14 protein-coding genes and 1 riboswitch are annotated in these 17,877 nt (G+C 38.4%); of the genes, 5 read left to right on the top strand and 9 right to left on the bottom strand.

Annotated features, from left to right (window positions below; genetic code table 11):
* Nucleotides 1-20: 20 nt before the first annotated feature.
* Genes AC23ME_RS10720 through AC23ME_RS10710 form a run of 3 tightly spaced genes read right to left on the bottom strand, consistent with a single transcriptional unit; the run spans nucleotide 21 to nucleotide 4,233 of the window.
* The gene (locus AC23ME_RS10720; RefSeq protein WP_487727765.1) at nucleotides 21-1,145 is read right to left on the bottom strand and encodes a DUF5074 domain-containing protein; all 1,125 of its coding nucleotides are present in this window, start codon (nucleotides 1,143-1,145) and stop codon (nucleotides 21-23) included.
* A gap of 22 nt (nucleotides 1,146-1,167) precedes the next feature.
* Nucleotides 1,168-2,250 (bottom strand): YncE family protein, encoded by a 1,083-nt coding sequence (locus tag AC23ME_RS10715; RefSeq protein ID WP_487727764.1) that lies wholly within the window; start codon nucleotides 2,248-2,250, stop codon nucleotides 1,168-1,170.
* Between the two features lie 12 nt (nucleotides 2,251-2,262).
* Complete coding sequence (locus AC23ME_RS10710) at nucleotides 2,263-4,233, bottom strand: TonB-dependent receptor plug domain-containing protein (RefSeq protein WP_487727763.1); 1,971 nt, start codon at nucleotides 4,231-4,233, stop codon at nucleotides 2,263-2,265.
* 137 nt (nucleotides 4,234-4,370) lie between these two features.
* Nucleotides 4,371-4,560: riboswitch (cobalamin riboswitch) on the bottom strand.
* 112 nt (nucleotides 4,561-4,672) lie between these two features.
* Between AC23ME_RS10710 and AC23ME_RS10705 the strand changes: the two genes are divergently transcribed.
* Both AC23ME_RS10705 and AC23ME_RS10700 read left to right on the top strand, forming a co-directional pair.
* Complete coding sequence (locus AC23ME_RS10705; protein WP_487727762.1) at nucleotides 4,673-5,683, top strand: energy transducer TonB; 1,011 nt, start codon at nucleotides 4,673-4,675, stop codon at nucleotides 5,681-5,683.
* Between the two features lie 234 nt (nucleotides 5,684-5,917).
* Nucleotides 5,918-7,117, top strand: coding sequence for a serine hydrolase (locus AC23ME_RS10700; protein WP_487727761.1), 1,200 nt, complete (start codon nucleotides 5,918-5,920; stop codon nucleotides 7,115-7,117).
* A 620-nt stretch (nucleotides 7,118-7,737) separates the two neighbouring features.
* On the opposite strand, the gene AC23ME_RS10695 is transcribed toward AC23ME_RS10700, so the two are convergent.
* The 5 genes from AC23ME_RS10695 to AC23ME_RS10675 form a co-directional block, all read right to left on the bottom strand.
* Entirely contained in the window at nucleotides 7,738-8,103 is a 366-nt protein-coding gene (locus AC23ME_RS10695) for a hypothetical protein (RefSeq protein WP_487727760.1), read from the bottom strand.
* A 113-nt stretch (nucleotides 8,104-8,216) separates the two neighbouring features.
* On the bottom strand, nucleotides 8,217-8,684 hold the full coding sequence (locus AC23ME_RS10690) for a DUF1572 domain-containing protein (protein ID WP_487727759.1): 468 nt from the start codon (nucleotides 8,682-8,684) through the stop codon (nucleotides 8,217-8,219).
* Between the two features lie 460 nt (nucleotides 8,685-9,144).
* Nucleotides 9,145-9,999: a ferritin-like domain-containing protein gene (locus AC23ME_RS10685; RefSeq protein WP_487727758.1), complete on the bottom strand. Its 855-nt coding sequence runs from the start codon at nucleotides 9,997-9,999 to the stop codon at nucleotides 9,145-9,147.
* 18 nt (nucleotides 10,000-10,017) lie between these two features.
* Nucleotides 10,018-10,737, bottom strand: coding sequence for a ferritin-like domain-containing protein (locus tag AC23ME_RS10680; RefSeq protein ID WP_487727757.1), 720 nt, complete (start codon nucleotides 10,735-10,737; stop codon nucleotides 10,018-10,020).
* A 1,026-nt stretch (nucleotides 10,738-11,763) separates the two neighbouring features.
* Nucleotides 11,764-12,336: a fasciclin domain-containing protein gene (locus tag AC23ME_RS10675; RefSeq protein WP_487727756.1), complete on the bottom strand. Its 573-nt coding sequence runs from the start codon at nucleotides 12,334-12,336 to the stop codon at nucleotides 11,764-11,766.
* A 335-nt stretch (nucleotides 12,337-12,671) separates the two neighbouring features.
* Here AC23ME_RS10675 and AC23ME_RS10670 point away from each other — a divergent pair, with 335 nt between their 5' ends.
* Both AC23ME_RS10670 and AC23ME_RS10665 read left to right on the top strand, forming a co-directional pair.
* Nucleotides 12,672-13,223: an RNA polymerase sigma factor gene (locus tag AC23ME_RS10670; protein WP_487727755.1), complete on the top strand. Its 552-nt coding sequence runs from the start codon at nucleotides 12,672-12,674 to the stop codon at nucleotides 13,221-13,223.
* 3 nt (nucleotides 13,224-13,226) lie between these two features.
* On the top strand, nucleotides 13,227-14,075 hold the full coding sequence (locus tag AC23ME_RS10665) for an anti-sigma factor (protein ID WP_487727754.1): 849 nt from the start codon (nucleotides 13,227-13,229) through the stop codon (nucleotides 14,073-14,075).
* Between the two features lie 1,089 nt (nucleotides 14,076-15,164).
* On the opposite strand, the gene AC23ME_RS10660 is transcribed toward AC23ME_RS10665, so the two are convergent.
* A complete protein-coding gene (locus AC23ME_RS10660; protein WP_487727753.1) occupies nucleotides 15,165-16,760 on the bottom strand; it encodes an FG-GAP repeat domain-containing protein in 1,596 nt (531 codons plus the stop codon).
* Nucleotides 16,761-17,678: 918 nt separating this feature from the next.
* On the opposite strand from AC23ME_RS10660, the gene AC23ME_RS10655 reads away from it, so the two are divergent.
* A partial coding sequence (locus AC23ME_RS10655) for a hypothetical protein (protein WP_487727752.1) occupies nucleotides 17,679-17,877 on the top strand: 199 nt, incomplete at its 3' end.

Below are 17,877 nucleotides of genomic sequence, written 5' to 3'. Positions count from 1 at the left end.
TTTGAATAGCTATTTACTGACTAATCATTTGAGATAAATCTGGTGCGATAAGTAAAAGCCGCCGCCTTTGGAAAAGCACCTGTTGCGAAGCTATACTTAACTTTCCCGTCCTTACCAAATACAAAAGCTTTACTTGTTTTGCTATCTGCAACTGCTACACTCTGATCAAGTGAATTGATGCTTATACCATAAGGAGTTCCGATCGAAGTGCCATCGGTAACAAGTGCAGCGCCCATTTTTCCAGTAGCAATATTGATAGCTGTTACTTTTGGTTTATCACTATATACATCTTGTGTAGCCCAAGCCTGATCGCCAACAATCTTAAATGTTCCCAGATCAGCACTTTCAGTTTGTGCAACTACATCAGTTGTACTGTTAATTTTCTGTAAAGCAGGTAAAATATTGACGTAATTACCCCAAGAGTTCACGAACAGTTCGCCAGTTGCTGTAACAGCAATTTGCTGAGGATTGTAATTAACCGTAATATCTTTAGTTTTAGTGAATGTTGCCAAATCAATTACTACAACTTTGTCTTTCAAACTGTGACTAGACAAATAATAATCTGAACCAGCAACATATAATTTACCATTGGCTACGCCTAAACCTTCTAACCCGGCAGCATTATCGTTCCCATTTTTTAATTGTAAATCTGCATCTATTGTTAAACTAGCAGTATCAATACGACTAATTACTCCGTCATATCTAGACACGTATGCTTTATTTCTATAAAATGCAATATGACGTGGCAAGAAACCATCATTTGCGGTATTAAAAGGTATTCTTTTGATAGATTTTCCAGTATTTACATCCATTACATCTACAAAAGATTGAGCCTTTCCGCCTATACCTGCCACAACGCAATACAATTTACTGCCATAAACTTGCAGGTCGTTTGCTGTTTCTCCTAACCTACTGCCATTTACTTGTTGATAAAAATCTGCCACTACTGTCTTTTTATCAATATCATAATAAGTGATACTGCTATTGTTATTTCCCATAGTACCTTCGTTTAGCATGTAGATACCTTTCGTTACAACTTCCTTTTCGTAATCCCTCTCCGTTCTATCTTTTTTACAAGCACCAAGCGTTACAGCAAAAGTTAATAATGCGAAGAAATTAAGCTTCAAGTAATTCATCTTATTCATATTCATCTATTTTTTATTCTACTTATTTAACAAAAACCATGTGTCCAGGTATATCTCCCGTAGTAACCGACCATTTTAACTTTCCAGAAGACGAATAGCAATGCAATTTCCCTGGGGTTACATAATCTTTGGCATCGGTTACGTAGATATCTTCAGACGCTGGATCTACAGCTATCGCGTAAGGCATCATGATACTAGTTTGTGTGCCATCAGTAATGAAACTTCCTGGCAGTACAACTTCATCTTTTACATTAATTTTGTTGTAGGTAATAACATAACTACCTGTGCTATTACTCCACTCGGCACTGTATACGTAGGCAATATCTTTATGAATTGCAAAGTTGCTAGCAGCTATATCAAACTTCTTTTTAACGGCATCTGTTTTGGTATCTATCACGTATAGGTTAGAACCAATTTTATCATAATCTCCACGAGAACTCACATACAAATCACCATAGTTATCTGCTTTTAAACGATGCAGGTTAATAGCCACATCTATATCTTTGGTTTTAGTACCAGTATTTAAATCAATTACCGAAACCGTTCTATCATAATTTGTTGATGTATAGCCACCCGAGTTAGCTACATATAGCTTTTCTCCAACTACTACCAATTCTTCTGGTTGCCTGCCTACGTTTATTTGTGTACCTATAGTTAAGGCAGCTGTGTCAATTACCGCTACATAACCATTATAAGAAGTAACATAAGCTTTGTTCTTGTAGAAAGCGATATTTCTACAATTCGGAATATCTACCTGCCCAATTCTCTTTGCAGTTTTTACGTTTACTACTTCTAACTTATTAGAGCCATTTACTACGATGTACAAACGAGATCCGTAAGCTTTTACGTCGTTACCAGTATCGCCTAAACCTAAAGTTACCTCTGGGTTAGCAGCCTTATAAATATCTCTTTTATAGATACCACTGCTAAAATCATAAAAGTCTAAATCGCACTTGTTCGATCCCCAATTGCCTTCGTTAAGTACAAAAAGCCCACTAACTGCCGCTATTTCCTCTGGCTCTGGCGCTACCTTATCTTTTCTACAAGAGAAAAGCGAAGCCGCCAACAAAACCAAAATACCCGTTTTACGTAAAGTTCTATTCATTGTATGTGTATTTTAAAAATTTGCATATATCGAAAATCTATAGTTTCTGCCCGGCATCGGGTAATTCAACACCACATCGTAATACTGATTAAGCACATTATTTATTTCTGCCGATGCACGATAATTCACCTTTTTATTGCCGAAAGTTTTATGAAAAGCAATATCGTGCGTATACCAAGGCTCTACATAATTAGCTGGTGTATTTGCTCTTTGGTTATATCGCTCGCCAGTATAGATAAAACTATAATTAGCTCCCCAAGTTTTATAATTCGCATTTGCCGTAGCCGAGCCACTATGTAGCGGTATGTACGGAATTTGTTGACGATAAGCAGTTCCGCCTTGGGTTGCATCTAAAGCTTGTTCATACGCATAGTTCATTTTTAATGCTGCCGAAACTTGGTTAAACGTCCAGAATGTCTGCAAGTTAACCTCCAATCCTTTAATTTCAACTTCATCTAAGTTTGTCATGCTCCATCTAAACAAATTTCGTGACGGTATCGCTACAATTTTATCAGTTACTTGGTTATAATAAACATCGCTTTGCAAAGCAATTCCTTTTAAATAGGTGCCGCTAAAGTTTTTGCTGTAGGTAAAACCGATATCGTATTGTTTTGTGTATTCTGGTACTAAAAAGGCATTGCCAATTAAGGTGTAGTACAGGTCGTTAAAAGTTGGCATCCTAAATATGGATTTATAAAAAGCCCTTAAACGCAGTTCTGATGTAGCTAAAGGCTGCCAAGAAACCAATACCGTTGGCGTATATTCAGTTTTTTTACCCGCCGGAATATTCGTTTGCACCCTGTCATTTACATAAGTGCGCAACACATTTGCCTGTAGTTTAAAACGCTGCCAATGCCATTCACTCGCTAATGCCACCAGCCAAGTGTCTCTTGTCGGATAAGAAAATCCGTCCAAATTGGCATCTAAATCTTGTCTGGCATAATCGCTCGACAAAGAAGCTTGCCAGAATGAGTTAATATGGTATTGATTAGCTAGCGAGAAGTAAAGTTCTTGGTTTGCATAGCGATTATCTAAACCTACAGGAATATTAAATTCTGGATCTATGTATCTGGTGTAATCGTATGCATATTTGGCATTTAACAAAAGCTGATATCTTTTATTGGCGGCTGTCTGATAGCTGGTTTGTACAAAGAAATTATCATCCCACTGGCGTTGATTAAACCTAAATTTGTTGGCAACAATTGCCCCTGGGATACCTCTGTTACTGTTATAGTTGTACAAATTAACTTGCATTTTTGCACTATCCCTAAACAAATGATGTACACTAGCTTCTGCTCTTTTTGCAAAAATATCGGCATCATGTCTCACTACTGTGGTGTCGTAAACTTGGTTTGTATAGCGATATTTGTATTTGCCGTTGGAGTTAAGCAACTCTCCATTTATATTTAGAAAAGTTCGTTCCGCAATGCGATAATTATAGTTTAAAACGGGGTTGATGAAAGCAAACGAGCCACCTTTTAAACCAACCTTAAACTGATGTTTTTCATCGCCTTCAAATTTGGGTGCCATGGTTTTTAGGTAAAGTAAACTTGCCGATGCATAAGCTCTCGCAGGTTGCAATAAATTGCTATTTTGACCACTATAGAGTGAAATCTCCTCCATATTTTCTAACGAGAATCTTCCTAAATCTACCTGTCCATTTTGTGCATTTGCCAACTGTACGCCGTTGTAAAATACAGCAGTATGGTTGCTACCCATACCACGTACGTTGATGGTTTTTAATCCGCCAACACCTCCATAATCTTTTAATTGTACCCCAGAAAAATAACGCACTGCATCGGCAACTGACAAGCTATTGATACGTTTTAACTCCTCGCCAGCAACAATTTGTACTGGTGTAGGTGAATTTAAAATGAAGTTGTTTTTTTTAGCGTTGATACGTACTTCGTTTAGCTGTTGCGTATTGGTCGTATCTACCTGCGCATAGCTCCAAATTGGACAAAAGCAGGCAAACATTGCCATAAAGCAACAAACATAAACAAGGCGCCTCTCGGCTATTTTGTCTTTTACCATTTTGTGAGTTAGTACCCACAGCAAGCAGAAATTAAGGAGCAAGTAAAATACTGGCATCACTCCTAGCTTCAATCCCCGAAAGCTATGAATTTTAATATGCTAAGGCAGGTCTTCTGACTTACTCCCTGTTTGCCGCCTTCCCTTCTGAGTTAGAAAGTGGCTTAGAATAGCGAAACAGTTATAGAGCTTACAGCTGCGGGACAGTTACAGATTTACACTGTATTCCCTTTTAATCTTGAAGCGTAACCAACAAGAACCAAAAGCGATGCAAAGGTAGTGTTTTTTGGTTAATTGTTTAACTGTTTAATTGGTTGATGTTAAATTAGAAATTTTCTCAAAACAAATCATTTTTTTAACTTCGATAACCTGTTATATAAATAGCTAGATTATGCGTTATCTCTTTTTTGTCATTTTATTGCTTTGCAATATTTTATCAATCGCTCAGATACCAGATATAGACCCAACAAAATTATTAGGTACATGGGTTAAAACTAATGTAACCTATCTAAATGGCGAAGAGCTTTCCGATAAAGAAATAGTAAAATATACTTATTCAAAATATACTTTTAAAGAAAACTCTGCTCTATTTACGTCTGGTTACTATGAAAGTGAAGGAACTGAAACCGTCGCCAATCTGGTAGGCAACATGCTGTACATCCGTACAAAAGCTGACTATCCAGTTAATAAGTTCAAAATACAGGAATTAACTCCCAACAGATTAATCATGCATGAAAGTAATGAATCGTATAATGAAAATCCGAACGCTTTAAAATATACATTTGTTCCTGAAAGCAAATTTATGGATAGTATTCCCTTAAGGAAAAAAGATATCCATCTTATCAACAATAACGACACCATTTATAACACTAGTAAAAAGCTATATCCAAAGTTTGCAGGAACAGATTTAAATACTTTCTTTTCTTATGAACTTGCCAACAAAAAGAAACCGAAAGAGGGTTATCATCTTGTTAGCTTTATAATCAATAAACAAGGTAAAATTGATAGCATAAAAACATTAAAAAGTTTGGGACCTAAGTTTGAAGAGATTTTTGAAAAAGCATTCAAAAAAACCGAAAACATGTGGTCACCGGCTTATTTAAATGGCAAACCAGTAAGTGTAATAAGACATTGCAAATTAAGTTACTTTGGTGATATTGGGGATTTTTTCTTACTACAACAGGCAAATACAGCCTATATAAATAACGATTATAAATTGGCTCTTAGCCTATTAGACAAAGCTCTAGAAAAAGTTGACACAAATACGGAATCGTTATACAAGAGAGGGATTTGTAAATATGTATTAGATGATAAAGCTGGTGCATGTTCAGATTGGGCTAAAGCTGAAGAACTTGGAAGTACTGCCGTTATTCCATTGATCGAGAAATACTGTAAGCCTTAAGCCTAATTGTGAAAATGATATGTTTCCAAAATGTGTATTGATTATTCGCAATTTAGAAATTAGTTCATAATCGGAAAATCCTCATCGTTCATTAGTATTTATATTGATGGTCATTGTCAAATTTGGATATTGATTATTGTTTCATTGATAATTCTAACCCTATCTTTACTCATCAACCCAACCATCATGCAAAAAACTTTACTTTGTTTATTACTACTAATTAGCTCAAAAACAATGGCTCAACAAACCGACACCACTTTTATTAAGCAGTTATTAGAAAGCAAACCCGAACTCTTTGCTGGCGTCCTTAACCATCCCAACAAGAACGAGATACAAGTGATGTATACGCAGGTCAATCGTGATAAAAATAACAAGCCAAGTTTTAAAACTTTTAGTTATCGCATTAATCCTACACATTACTTCTATCCTGCCAGCACAGTAAAATTGGCTGCAGTGATATTTGCGTTAGAGAAAGTGAATGAACTGAAAGTACCTGGATTAACGGCGCAAAGCACAATGATTACTGATACTGCTTTTAAAGGACAAACCGCAGTAAACAAAGATGAAAGCTCGGCAGATGGCAAACCAACCTTAGCCCATTATATTAAAAAAGTACTGCTTACCAGTGATAATGATGCCTACAACCGTTTATTTGAGTTTATTGGCAGAGCAGAAATCAATGCGAAGCTGAAAAAATATAGCATGACTGAAAGTCGTATCCTTAACCGATTGGCCATAGGCGATAGCGGCGAACGTGAAAAGAACACTAACCCTATCCGTTTCTACGATGGCGAGAAGTTAGTTTACAGCAAACCGGCACAATACGATGCCAACAATTATCCGCTAGCATTGAGTAACCTTATTGTAGGTGTAGGTTATATGGATAGCAAAGACCAATTGGTAAACAAACCCTACAGCTTCGAAAACAAGAATGTTTTCACTATTAAAGATCAACAATCTTTAATGAAGCGTCTAATGATGCCTGAGGCGTATGCTGCAAAAGAGCGTTTCAACCTAACATCTGAAGATTACAAACTCATTTATACCTTTATGAGCAAGTTACCTACAGAGAGCGATTACCCAAAATATGATGCGAAAGAATTTTGGCCAACTTATGCAAAGATGTTGTTCTACGGCAGGGACAAGAATGCAGTGATAGATCCAAGCATTCGCAGTTTCAATAAATACGGAGATAGTTACGGCTTCATTATCGATAATGCCTACATCGTAGATTTTAAAAACAACGTTGAGTTTTTCCTTACTGCAGTAGTACAAAGTAATGAAGACGGTATTTACAACGATGGTAAATACGAATACGAAACCGTTTGTTATCCTTTCATGAAAAACCTAGGGCAAAGCATTTATGAACATGAATTGCAACGTAAAAAGTCGCATCAAGCGGATTTGAGTAAGTATGTGATGGGTTACAAATAAGGCGCTGATTGTTGGTTAACTGTTAGCTGCGATATAGGAAAGTAAAGCGGATTAACATAGACAATCTTAAATTCCTCCCCCTTGAATCCCCCTCCAAAGGGGGACATAACATGGTGCACAGCCTATGATCTTCAACCAGTATCACTCCAAAAGCAGCCGGATCGGTAAAACGTCCTTTTCTTGCGCTATCGGGATATTGGTACCTTTATAAAGCTCAAAGATCCCTCCGCAAGGTCGGGATGACGACGTAGTAAAGAAACTGCAAAACTAATAAGACCATTCCCAAAAACGACGACCGGCCTAGCAGGTTTTCGTAGGGGAAAGCACCAAAATATCTGTAGCACAAACTAAAAGCTAGCACAACCAAGCAAGAAAGCAGCGTGAGCGGGGACAGTGTGAATGGCAAACGCCTTTTTCTTGCGCTTTCGGGATATTGGTAGCTTTATCCGAGAAAAGATGCACGCCTTGAACTTTTGTTACTTTTGGTTCAAGCCAAACTGCGCAGCATTCTTGAATTCAACTAAAGACATAAACATCAAATGAAAAAAGTAAGATTAAGAAATAGCATACTTTCGCTGAAGCTCAGGTTTATCAACTTTTGTATCAAGACAAAAGTAAAACTACGGTGCAACAGTTTCAATGCTATCCCTGATATCCCCTTCTCCATCATCATCACCTTTTTGTTCGTCTTCAGTGAGTTCTTTTTCGTCTCCCGCTGCATCATCCTCCCCGCTCTCCTTTTTATCATCTTCTACAACCTCTTCATCAACATCGGCTGCATGTTTCTCATTAAAAACCTCTTTAACTTCCTTATTCTCATTCGCACCTTCCATTTTCTCTTCAATCTTCCCGCTATCTACAGGTGTTTCCGGAACCGATTGATGTGTATCGGGTGTAACGGTTTCTATCGTTAATTGCACCTCATCAGTAGGTTTTGGTGCTGCTTCTGCTGATTTCGCTTTATTGTCTTGTTCCTGATTTTCCATGATTGTATCTCGTTAAAATGTACCTATACAATAAGAAAAACAGTTAAATTGTTTGGGATTGTTAAATTATTAGGAACTAGCAATTCCAATTGAAAATTGTTAACTGAAAACTGTTAATTAGAAAGCATCTTCTTTATTAACACAATCTGTCCTAAATGATAATAGCTGTGTTCTATCATCGAATCTACATTACGTAAATAAGTACTGTATTTTTCTTCTACAAAGTATTCGCTCAACCGAGCTTCCGAAAAATCAGCCACTAAATCAGCAAATGTTTCGGCGTCTCTCCAAAAGGTAGTTAAAAATTTACCCCACTGTTCTTGAGAAGTAATAGGAGGAAAATAAAAACTTAAATAATCCTTTATCGTCAATTCACCTCCTTCAAACACCTCTTTCACTCCTTTAATATAATAATGGATATGCTGGGCCAGCACGGCAATAGTATTGAGATTCTGCACAGGTTTTACTGCAATTTGCCAATCTAAACCGTCTAATTGATCTTTGTAATTGGTATTGGCTATCCAAGTTCCGTTTAAAATAACTTCCCTAAATCTTTCGGCTAGTTGTGTAGCGTGGTTCATGTTTAAAGTTAGCTATAATTATTTATTAGTTCATTGGTTCAATTGTTCATTAGTCCACAAGCCGTAAAGTTATCAGCGTAAAAAGGTCGGATGACGATGCAATAAAGGAAATGTGTAGTAACAAAAACCATCCCCAAGTACGACGACCGGCCTAGCAGGTTTTCGCAGGAGAAAGCACCAAAATATCCATTGCACTAATTAAGAGCTAGCACCACCAAGCAAGAAAGTAGCGTGAGGGAAGAACGTGTGAATGGCAAACGCCTTTTTCTTGCGCTTTCAGGATATTTGGTAGCTTTATCCAAGAAAAGGTGCAAGCCTAGATTTTTGCTTCTTTTCATCAATGGAAAAGAAGAATAAATAAAATAAATCGCCAAAAAAAAACCCCTACTATTCAAAACAAAAGCTGCTGAACCTCTGCTAATGAATAATAAGGGCATAATAGGAGTTTGGTATTAAAGCACTACAATTTAAATCCTGTTCTAAGGAATAAATTAGCAATAGTCACTACCTCTGCTTTGCTTAAAAACTCATCAAAAGACTCTGCAGCATTGGCTTTACTCACGGCAGTTCCATTAATACCTGTAATTTCGTGAGTGGCCTGTATCGTCGTGTTTTCACGAGCATACACTGGATCAACCGCTGCAATACCCGTATCATTAGAAACACCACCTGCTCCTAAACTTACCCAAGGCTTCAAGGAAGGCGCACCATTAGCAGCCAACATCTGACGGATGTGCGAAGCATGGCGAGCTTCCACCGAGTGGATCTGCAATGCAGTAGTCAACACCGCGTTTCCCTTCAATACTGGCGCCTGACCTTTATACGCCCTCACTCCTGTATCTTCAAAAGCGGTAGCAACTTTTAAGAAAGTACTATAATCGCTATATACCGTACCGAAAGTACCACCAGCGGTAAAATCGAAGTTCGCAAACTCAAGCGGTGTTCTTGCTGCAGTACCCAAAGCACCTTTCAATAAATCCACGTGTGCTTTTTCATGATCTCTGATAGTTGTTATAGCTGTTTTAGGCGCTCCCGCAGGAATTAAATTAGGAGTAGATACCAAGGCATAGTTATAGAAATGATATTCTAGATACTCTAATGTCAATGCAAAATTTAACACCTCGTTTACGGCGGTTGGTGTAGCCTGACCGTAAGCTTTATTGAATAACGAACCTAAGGCAAGCGGCATGGCAGCTAAAGAGATTTTCTTTCCGATATTAAAAAAATCCTGCATGGCTCTTCTTCTCGGACTGATACGCTCATAAATCTCGCCATCTACTTTTTCAATTTCATCTAATATATTGATAATATTCATGATTTCTAGGTTTTAAGGTTAAAGGTTGATCACATTGATTTTGGTCTTGATGTACTTGCTAGCAGCGTTCAGCACCTTATCAGGCGTTAAAGCTGCATCCAATCCGCCAGCTACATTTGCACCTAAGCCAGTTAAGCTAGATAGATCAGCAAAACTACCATTGCTAATTTGGTCTCTCACCCATGCTGCATGTCGAGCTTCCACAGAAACAATCTGACCAGCTGCTACCAAATAAGCATCTGTTTTAAGTCTTACACCGGCACCGTTGTAGGCCGCAACCCCCAAATCTTCGAAGGTTTTAGCAGCTGCCAACACACTAGGACCATCACTAAAATTGATAGAAGAAAAATCTACTTCCAGGTTTCCGATAGAGGCAGTACCCAATACTTTTTTCAAAAATTCGCGATGCGCAATTTCATGAAACTGTACATCTTTAAAATAGTTCACCTGGGCTTGGGTAAAGGTAGATGGAGGGGCAGAAGCTACCTTTACATAAAATGCGGCTTCCAGTTGCTCTAGCGCATAGGCATAGTTAAGCACACCGAAATCGTCTTTAAAATCAAGGGTGGCACCAAAAGACATAACAGGGTTTCGATCTTTCTTGCAGCCAGCTGCCACTAAAGCCATCACAGCTGCGCCAGCACCAGCATATTGTAAAAATGCCCTACGTTGTAACTTGGCATCCATCATATCGGTAGATTGAGGTGATGTGGTTTGGTTCTCATTTAAGTTATCCATAACACGGGTTTTAAGGTTTGAAATAAACGGTTGATTAAGAGCACTTACGAGAACCGTATGGATTTGGATTTTGAAAAGAGAAAAATATTGTTGGATTATTTTTTGGTTATTGTTGAATTGTTAGATTGCTCTGTTGTTCGATTGTTTTTAGTTCCCACAAGTTTTGGATTTTTTTGCTCGCATTGGCGTCCTCGCCAACGTGTAGTTAAGCTATTGAACAGTTTACATTCGCTGTGGAACCTATATCTGTACCTCACGCCTAGGTTGGCGTCCCCGCCAACGTGTAAATTATCCTCTTTTATTATCTTGAGTTCAATTCCTATTGTACCGAGCTAAATAAACACCCCGGTCTTCGACCACCCCTTTACAAGATTGGAATTAAGTCGGCCATTCCTACAGATAATCTGCCTTGTGGACACATTTTTATAGCACATTTGCAAGATATCGTCGGTAATCACTGTTTTTTGCTCTAAGGACGACGGTCAATCTCCAGTGCCAGCAAAATCAAAAAAACAGGAGCACAAAGTAGCAAGTTGTAATACCAAACCTAAAACGCAGCGGTTTTGTGTCAAAATTACTCAAGCTTTCAGTTAGAACTTTCGAACAAACCCCGAAGGGCTCAATCAAACAAAAAAATAAAACAAAAACTGTGATTAAACGAAGTGCCGCTGTTTTTTTGATGTGCAATAGCCCGTGAGAAGGCACATAGCGGGATTGACAAGCATTTTTGTAAACTTTTGATGCTTCAAAAGTTGAATATTCACAGCATAGAGACAGAACTATCTTAATATTTTTGTCCACACGATTGAATATATCGGGAAGTGCCCAACGGGCGGGGTGTTTTAAGCTATTGACAAATCGAAGTCACTTTGTGCCTACGTTGGCGTCCCCGCCAATGTGTATGGTATGCACGTATCTCATTCCTCCCCCTTGAATCCCCCTTTAAAAGGGGACACTCGCTATAATTCACAAAACGCAAAAAAGCCCCGAAATCGGGGCTCTTGACTATAACAATTAAAACGAAAACTATGGCATTAATACAGCGTCTATCACGTGGATTACCCCGTTAGATTGGTTCACATCGGCGATGGTTACTTTAGCATCCTTACCTTTGGCATCTCTCACATAAAGGTCATTACCTTTAGTCCAGAAAGTTAAATTCTCTCCCTGCACGGTTTTCATGGTAGCTTTTCCAGCACCTTTTTTCACCGCAGCCCAGATCTCTTTTGCACTATAGTTACCTGCCAACACGTGATAAGTCAATATTTTGGTTAACATAGCCTTGTTTTCTGGTTTCACCAAGTTATCTACTGTTCCTTTAGGTAATTTATTAAAAGCCGCATTAGTTGGCGCCAAAACGGTGAATGGTCCTTTACCAGATAAGGTTTCTACCAAGCCAGCTGCCTTTACTGCCGCCACCAAAGTAGTATGATCTTTAGAATTTACCGCATTCTCTACAATGTTCTTAGTTGGGTACATAGCTGCTCCACCAACCATTACTGTTTTTGTTTTGCTAGTGCTTTGCGCCATTACGCCATTTGCAAATAACATACTTACCGAGCATAAGCCAAGCATGGCAATTTTTGTTAACTTTTTCATGATGTTTAATTTTTAGGATTTAAAATTTGTTTTATGCTTACACTTACGGAAAGTTGCTAGTATTCGGTTTTCATTGCCAATTATTTTTTTCAAAATCAATAAACCAAGACTAGAAAAGCTACAACATCACTTATGGTACTACCCTTCAATATCTAATTAACATAAGTTCAAGAAGAAAATTAAGGTTTTCGCTGGCGATAGCCTCTCAATCTATCGGAGCTAAAAGAACTTCAAATCAGCATCTTCTAACTATTTCTTTACCAAAACCAAACAAAAAGACATTCCCGTTGGTTGTGCTATATAATTTTCTATATTTGTTAAAGACACCGACATCCTTGAACAACCAGATTAAGCTATCCGAACAAGAAATCGTATTACTGTTAATGCAACAGAACGAGAAAGGATTTAATTATCTCTACGATAATTATGCGGCTGCAATCTACGGGATTATTAACAAGGTGGTGGCTGAAACGGAATATGCCAATGAGGTGTTGCAAGATGTTTTTGTAAAAATTTGGAGGAACATCAAACAATTTGATCCCGAAAAGGGGCGATTGTACACCTGGATGATTAATTTAGCACGAAATACGGCAATTGACTTCATCCGGTCCAAAGGTTTCCAGAATGAACAAAAAAACCAAAGTATTCCAGAATTCGTAAGTGATAGCGAACAGTATGCAACTACGCCTAAAGTAGACCATATTGGGATGAAGGAAGTGTTGTTACAATTAAAGCAAGAGTGGCGGGAACTGATCGAACTGGCTTATTTTAAAGGCTACACCCAGCAGGAAATTGCCGAAAGGCTCGATATTCCTATTGGAACGGTGAAAACCAGAACGCGGAATGCTTTGATTGAACTTAAGGGTTTATTAAAAGATTACAGTTAAAAATTGGATATTAAGGAATACATATCGTCGGGAATTATAGAAGCCTATGTAATGGGATTAGCTTCTGAGGAAGAAGTGCGCATTTTGGATTGTATCCAAAAGCACAGCCCAGAAGTACAGCAGGCCATCTTAGATGCACAAAAAACCCTAGAGGATTTTGCATCGAGGGAAGCTATTGCCCCACCCCCGACATTAAAACAAACGATATGGGCTAAAATACAGGAAGAGCCTGGCGAACTTAACGCTAACACTAGCGGAACGGTAGCACAGGCAGACCACACTACACCAGCCTTGGAAGAAGTAGAATCTACCCCATTATATCCGTCAATACCTGCAGAAAGTAATAAATCGCCATTAAAGTGGTACGCCATTGCTGCTAGTTTATTGTTGATTGCCAGTATAGGTTTGAACCTTTACTTCAACAATGCGCAAAACGATTTCAAGGCAGAACTAGCCACATTAAGCACTACCCAAAAAACCAACGAAATTGCTCTTAACAATTTAAGGAGTAAATGGGAAATGGTGAATAACCCTGCCATTAAAACCATTCCGCTAGCAGGTGTAGAAAAACATCCTGACATGAAGGCAATGGTGTATTTCGAGCAGAAATCTAATGAGGTGTACCTTACGCTAGAAAACTTGCCAAAAGCACCACAAGACCAACAATATCAATTATGGGCCATTGTAGATGGAAAGCCCGTAAGTTTAGGTGTGTTCGATCAAGATTCTACTACAGCAGTGCAAAAGATGTCTGCAGTTAATGCTGCACAGGCCTTTGCCATTACGCTAGAGAAACGTGGCGGCAGCCCGACTCCTACCATGGAGAATATGTATGTGATGGGCGCTATTTAACTTTTGTCTTGATACAAAAGTTGACAAAAAATCAAGGCTGCACCGTCTCTCCTAAAAATTCAAACGATACGCTAAACAAAAAGAACTCACTTCGTTCAAACAGCTTTTTGTTTTATACGCTACTCTTATTGAATTTTCTTAACGTCGATACGCTGAGGCCGTTCTGTCGTACTTAGCAATTGTTGCTTTAAGCTGTGATACTTCCCATGCCCCCGTCATGTCGAGTTTCGAGACATCTATTAAACTCATTGATTATTGGAATTGAAACCTGGTCATTCTCTCCTTCCTCGTCATATCGACTAAGCATGAGGAGATATCTCAAAGTTCATCAACCTTAACCTCAGTCTCAACCTCAACTACTCTAACATCACTTATTTTGGAACGTACGTATTTTGATTATTGGAATTTGATACTTGGTCATTTCCCTCCTCCCTGTGATGTCGATTACCGATATATCGGGAGGAAACTTGATACTTACTCATTGGTCACTAACCTTTAACCATTGCCACTCCTACAACGTCATCCCAGATTTAGTCTGGGATCTTAATGCAACATAAAGGAACGACCTTCCATTCATCCACTGAACCATTCCCAAGTACGCTAATCCGGCCTAGCAGATTTTCGCAGCAGAAAGCACCGAAATATCCGTTGTAAATCCATAAACATAGCACTACCAAGCAAAAAAGCAGCGTGAGCCAAGACAAGTGAAGGAGACGACGCCTCTTTATTGCGCTATCAGGATATTGGTAGCTTTATTCAAGAAAAGATGCAAGCCTTGAACTTTTGCTTCTTTTGGTTCAAGCCAAAAGAAGATAAAAAAGCATTTGAGACCCACAGCCATTCCCAAGCACGCCAATCCGGCCTAGCAGGTTATCGCAGAAGAAAGCACCAAAATATCCAATGCACCAACTTAAGCTAAGCACCACCAAGCAAAAAAGCAGCGTGAGCCAAGACAAGTGAAGGAGACCACACCTCTTTATTGCGCTATCAGGATATTGGTAGCTTTATTCAAGAAATGCTACAATTATTTGCTATTTCGATTTTGATTATTGGAACTTGCTTATTGGTACTTGGTTATTAGTTAATTGATTATTGTTTTACTGTCTTTTCACTACTATACGTCACTTTCCCATCCAAATCTACTTGAGCCAATCTAACATAGATGGTCTGGCCTGTCTTTAGTGGCTTATCTAAACTAGCAGATTGATCTACCTTAGCGCATGCTGCAAATCCAGCAATCACTAATAACACCACAGCAAACCTCAAAAATCTGCTCCTCACTTTTGGCAGAAATAATAAACCCAGTAAGCCAAAACCAGCCAAACTTAAGGTCTCTAATGGATAGCTTACACTATAATTCAACATTGCAGACGAATTTCCTTTTTCGGCCTTAGACGGTACAGTAGCTACGTCAGTCCAGCGGCTACCATTAATAGAGGTTTGCACAATGAAATGACTGTTGTTGGCTTCAGTAGCCGTTTGCCAATCAACAATCAATTGGTTTCCCTTAGTTTGCGCATTAAACGACAGTAAAGAAACAGGCAAAACGGTGATATTTAGCATCGTCTTAATCTTCGACTGAGGTTGACCACCTGTATTATTACCGTGCTGATCTTGAAAAACAATATCTATTTTCCCGTCGTTATTAAAATCTGCAGCTAGAATATCTTCAGATTTTACTCCAGTATGATGATCTATTCTAGGCATAAATGTACCATTTCCATTACCTACGAAAACGGAAATGCTCTTACCAGGAAACAAATCTCCCTCATTAGCAGTAGCCAAATCTAGTTTACCATCGCCATTAAAATCTGCAATAGCTAAAGCCCTCGCTTCGCTTAGCGTGTCATAATCCACCTTAGCTGCAAAGGTCCCGTTTCCATTACCTAAAAATACCGAAACTTTTAAATCTTGATAATTCGCAGTTACAAAATCCATTTTCCCATCGCCATTTAAATCCGCAGTATAAACATTTCTAGCGTCGGTGCCCACCATTTGTGTTGCCGATACTGTAAAAGCCCCAAGTCCGTTCCCCAACAATATCGATGCCGTACCGTTATTATTTGCGGTAACTAAGTCTAGCTTGCCGTCGGCATTAAAATCAGCACAAGCCATACCGTAAGGGATTTCACTGCTAGCCAATTGCGCATCTATTCTTTCAGCAAATGTACCATCGCCATTGCCTAAGCGTACAGCCACAGTTCTGGCAGAATTGTTAGTAGCTGCAAAATCTTGCTTTCCATCATTGTTAAAATCAGCAACAACTATCCCTCTAATTGATCCATTTGCATTAACGTACGATATTGGTGTACCAAAAGTACCATTGCCATTTCCTAAATAAACGCTAATACGGTTTGAATTCACTACCATGAAATCAATTTTTCCATCTCCATTAAAATCTCCTTTGGCCAAATGAATAGTGAACGTGTTGGCAGCTATAGTAATATTGGGTTGAAATGTACCATCACCATTCCCTAATAATAACGACATATTGTTTGTTGTAAAGCTGGTAGCTAACACATCTAATTTTCCATCGTTATTAAAGTCGGCAGTGATCATCCCTACAGGATAAAAGTTGACATTATAATTTACAAATGGAGCCCAGCTAAGTTGAGCAAAAGCTAAATTGGTAACAAACAATAAAAATGTAGAAACAATAGCAACTGAGATTTTTTTAGTATGCATAAGCTTTAAGAGTAATTTGATAAGTCGTAAAACTATAGCTACATATCAATTCTACAAAGAAAAACGGCGGACAAAAAGCGGACAAACGTATATGGTTCATTAGTTCATTGGCTCATTGGTGATTAACCCTTAACCATTTACAATTAACCATTATCCTCCCCGCAATGGGGACACCTTTGAAAATCCCCTTAACATCATGCTACATTGATTATTGAATATTTTGAACGAAGTGAAATCCCGATACGTCGGGAGGTTATTGGTCATTGATTATTGAATTAAGCTTTTTGTAATTTACAAACAATTCATTGTTCGCCTTTAAACACACTTTTACTTCTTTAAGCTGATTAGTATCTAAGTTGCGCTAAATAGCATTTCTTTCGGAACCTGCGTAAGTCGATCATGTGTTGTTCTGGTGTTGTTTATGTGTTGTTCTTGTGTGGTTCTTGTGCCGACCATATGTGTAGGTGGTGTGTAGCATGTGTTAGACTTCACTTCTCTCTCCTTTTCAAGGAGATATGCCGAAGGCAGAGAGGTTTTTACTATTACCCTTTGTTTTTAACTCATATGAATGAATTTTTCATTTGATGTAATTTCTTTAATTGTGTTTATCTTTTCAATGGTTTTCAAGAACTCAGCTTTCAGCTTCGGTTTAAGAATACTTCGCAGTTTGTCTTGATACAAAAGTTGACAAAACCTGAGCGCTAGCGAAACATGCCGCCTATAAAAACAATTAACTATCAGGCATAAAATAAGGCTTTTAATCATTTTTCTTTTCCATTGATGAAAAGAAGCAAAAATCTAGGCTGCATAAAATCTCCTAAAAACAAGTCGCAACAGCTAAATAAAAAGAACTCGCTACGCTCAAACAGCTTTTTATTTTAAACGCTGTAAGCAACTAGTTTTCTTAACGTCGATTTAATGAGGCCATCCTTCGTTCTTAGCAAAGCCAATGCTATTTGCACTGCCTTTTCAACTCGGCGTCATTGCGAGAAGCGTAGCGACGTGGCGATCTCTAAGTTAATTAGCAATTCTGCTCCTATTCTGTATATTTCGGAGAAACTGACCATGGGATTCCGTGTCAAACTGACCACCCAAACTGCTGGCGAACCTGTGCAAC

This window comes from Pedobacter sp. T50_32, from assembly GCF_057652195.1.
This window is presented reverse-complemented; position numbering and strand designations above follow the sequence as displayed.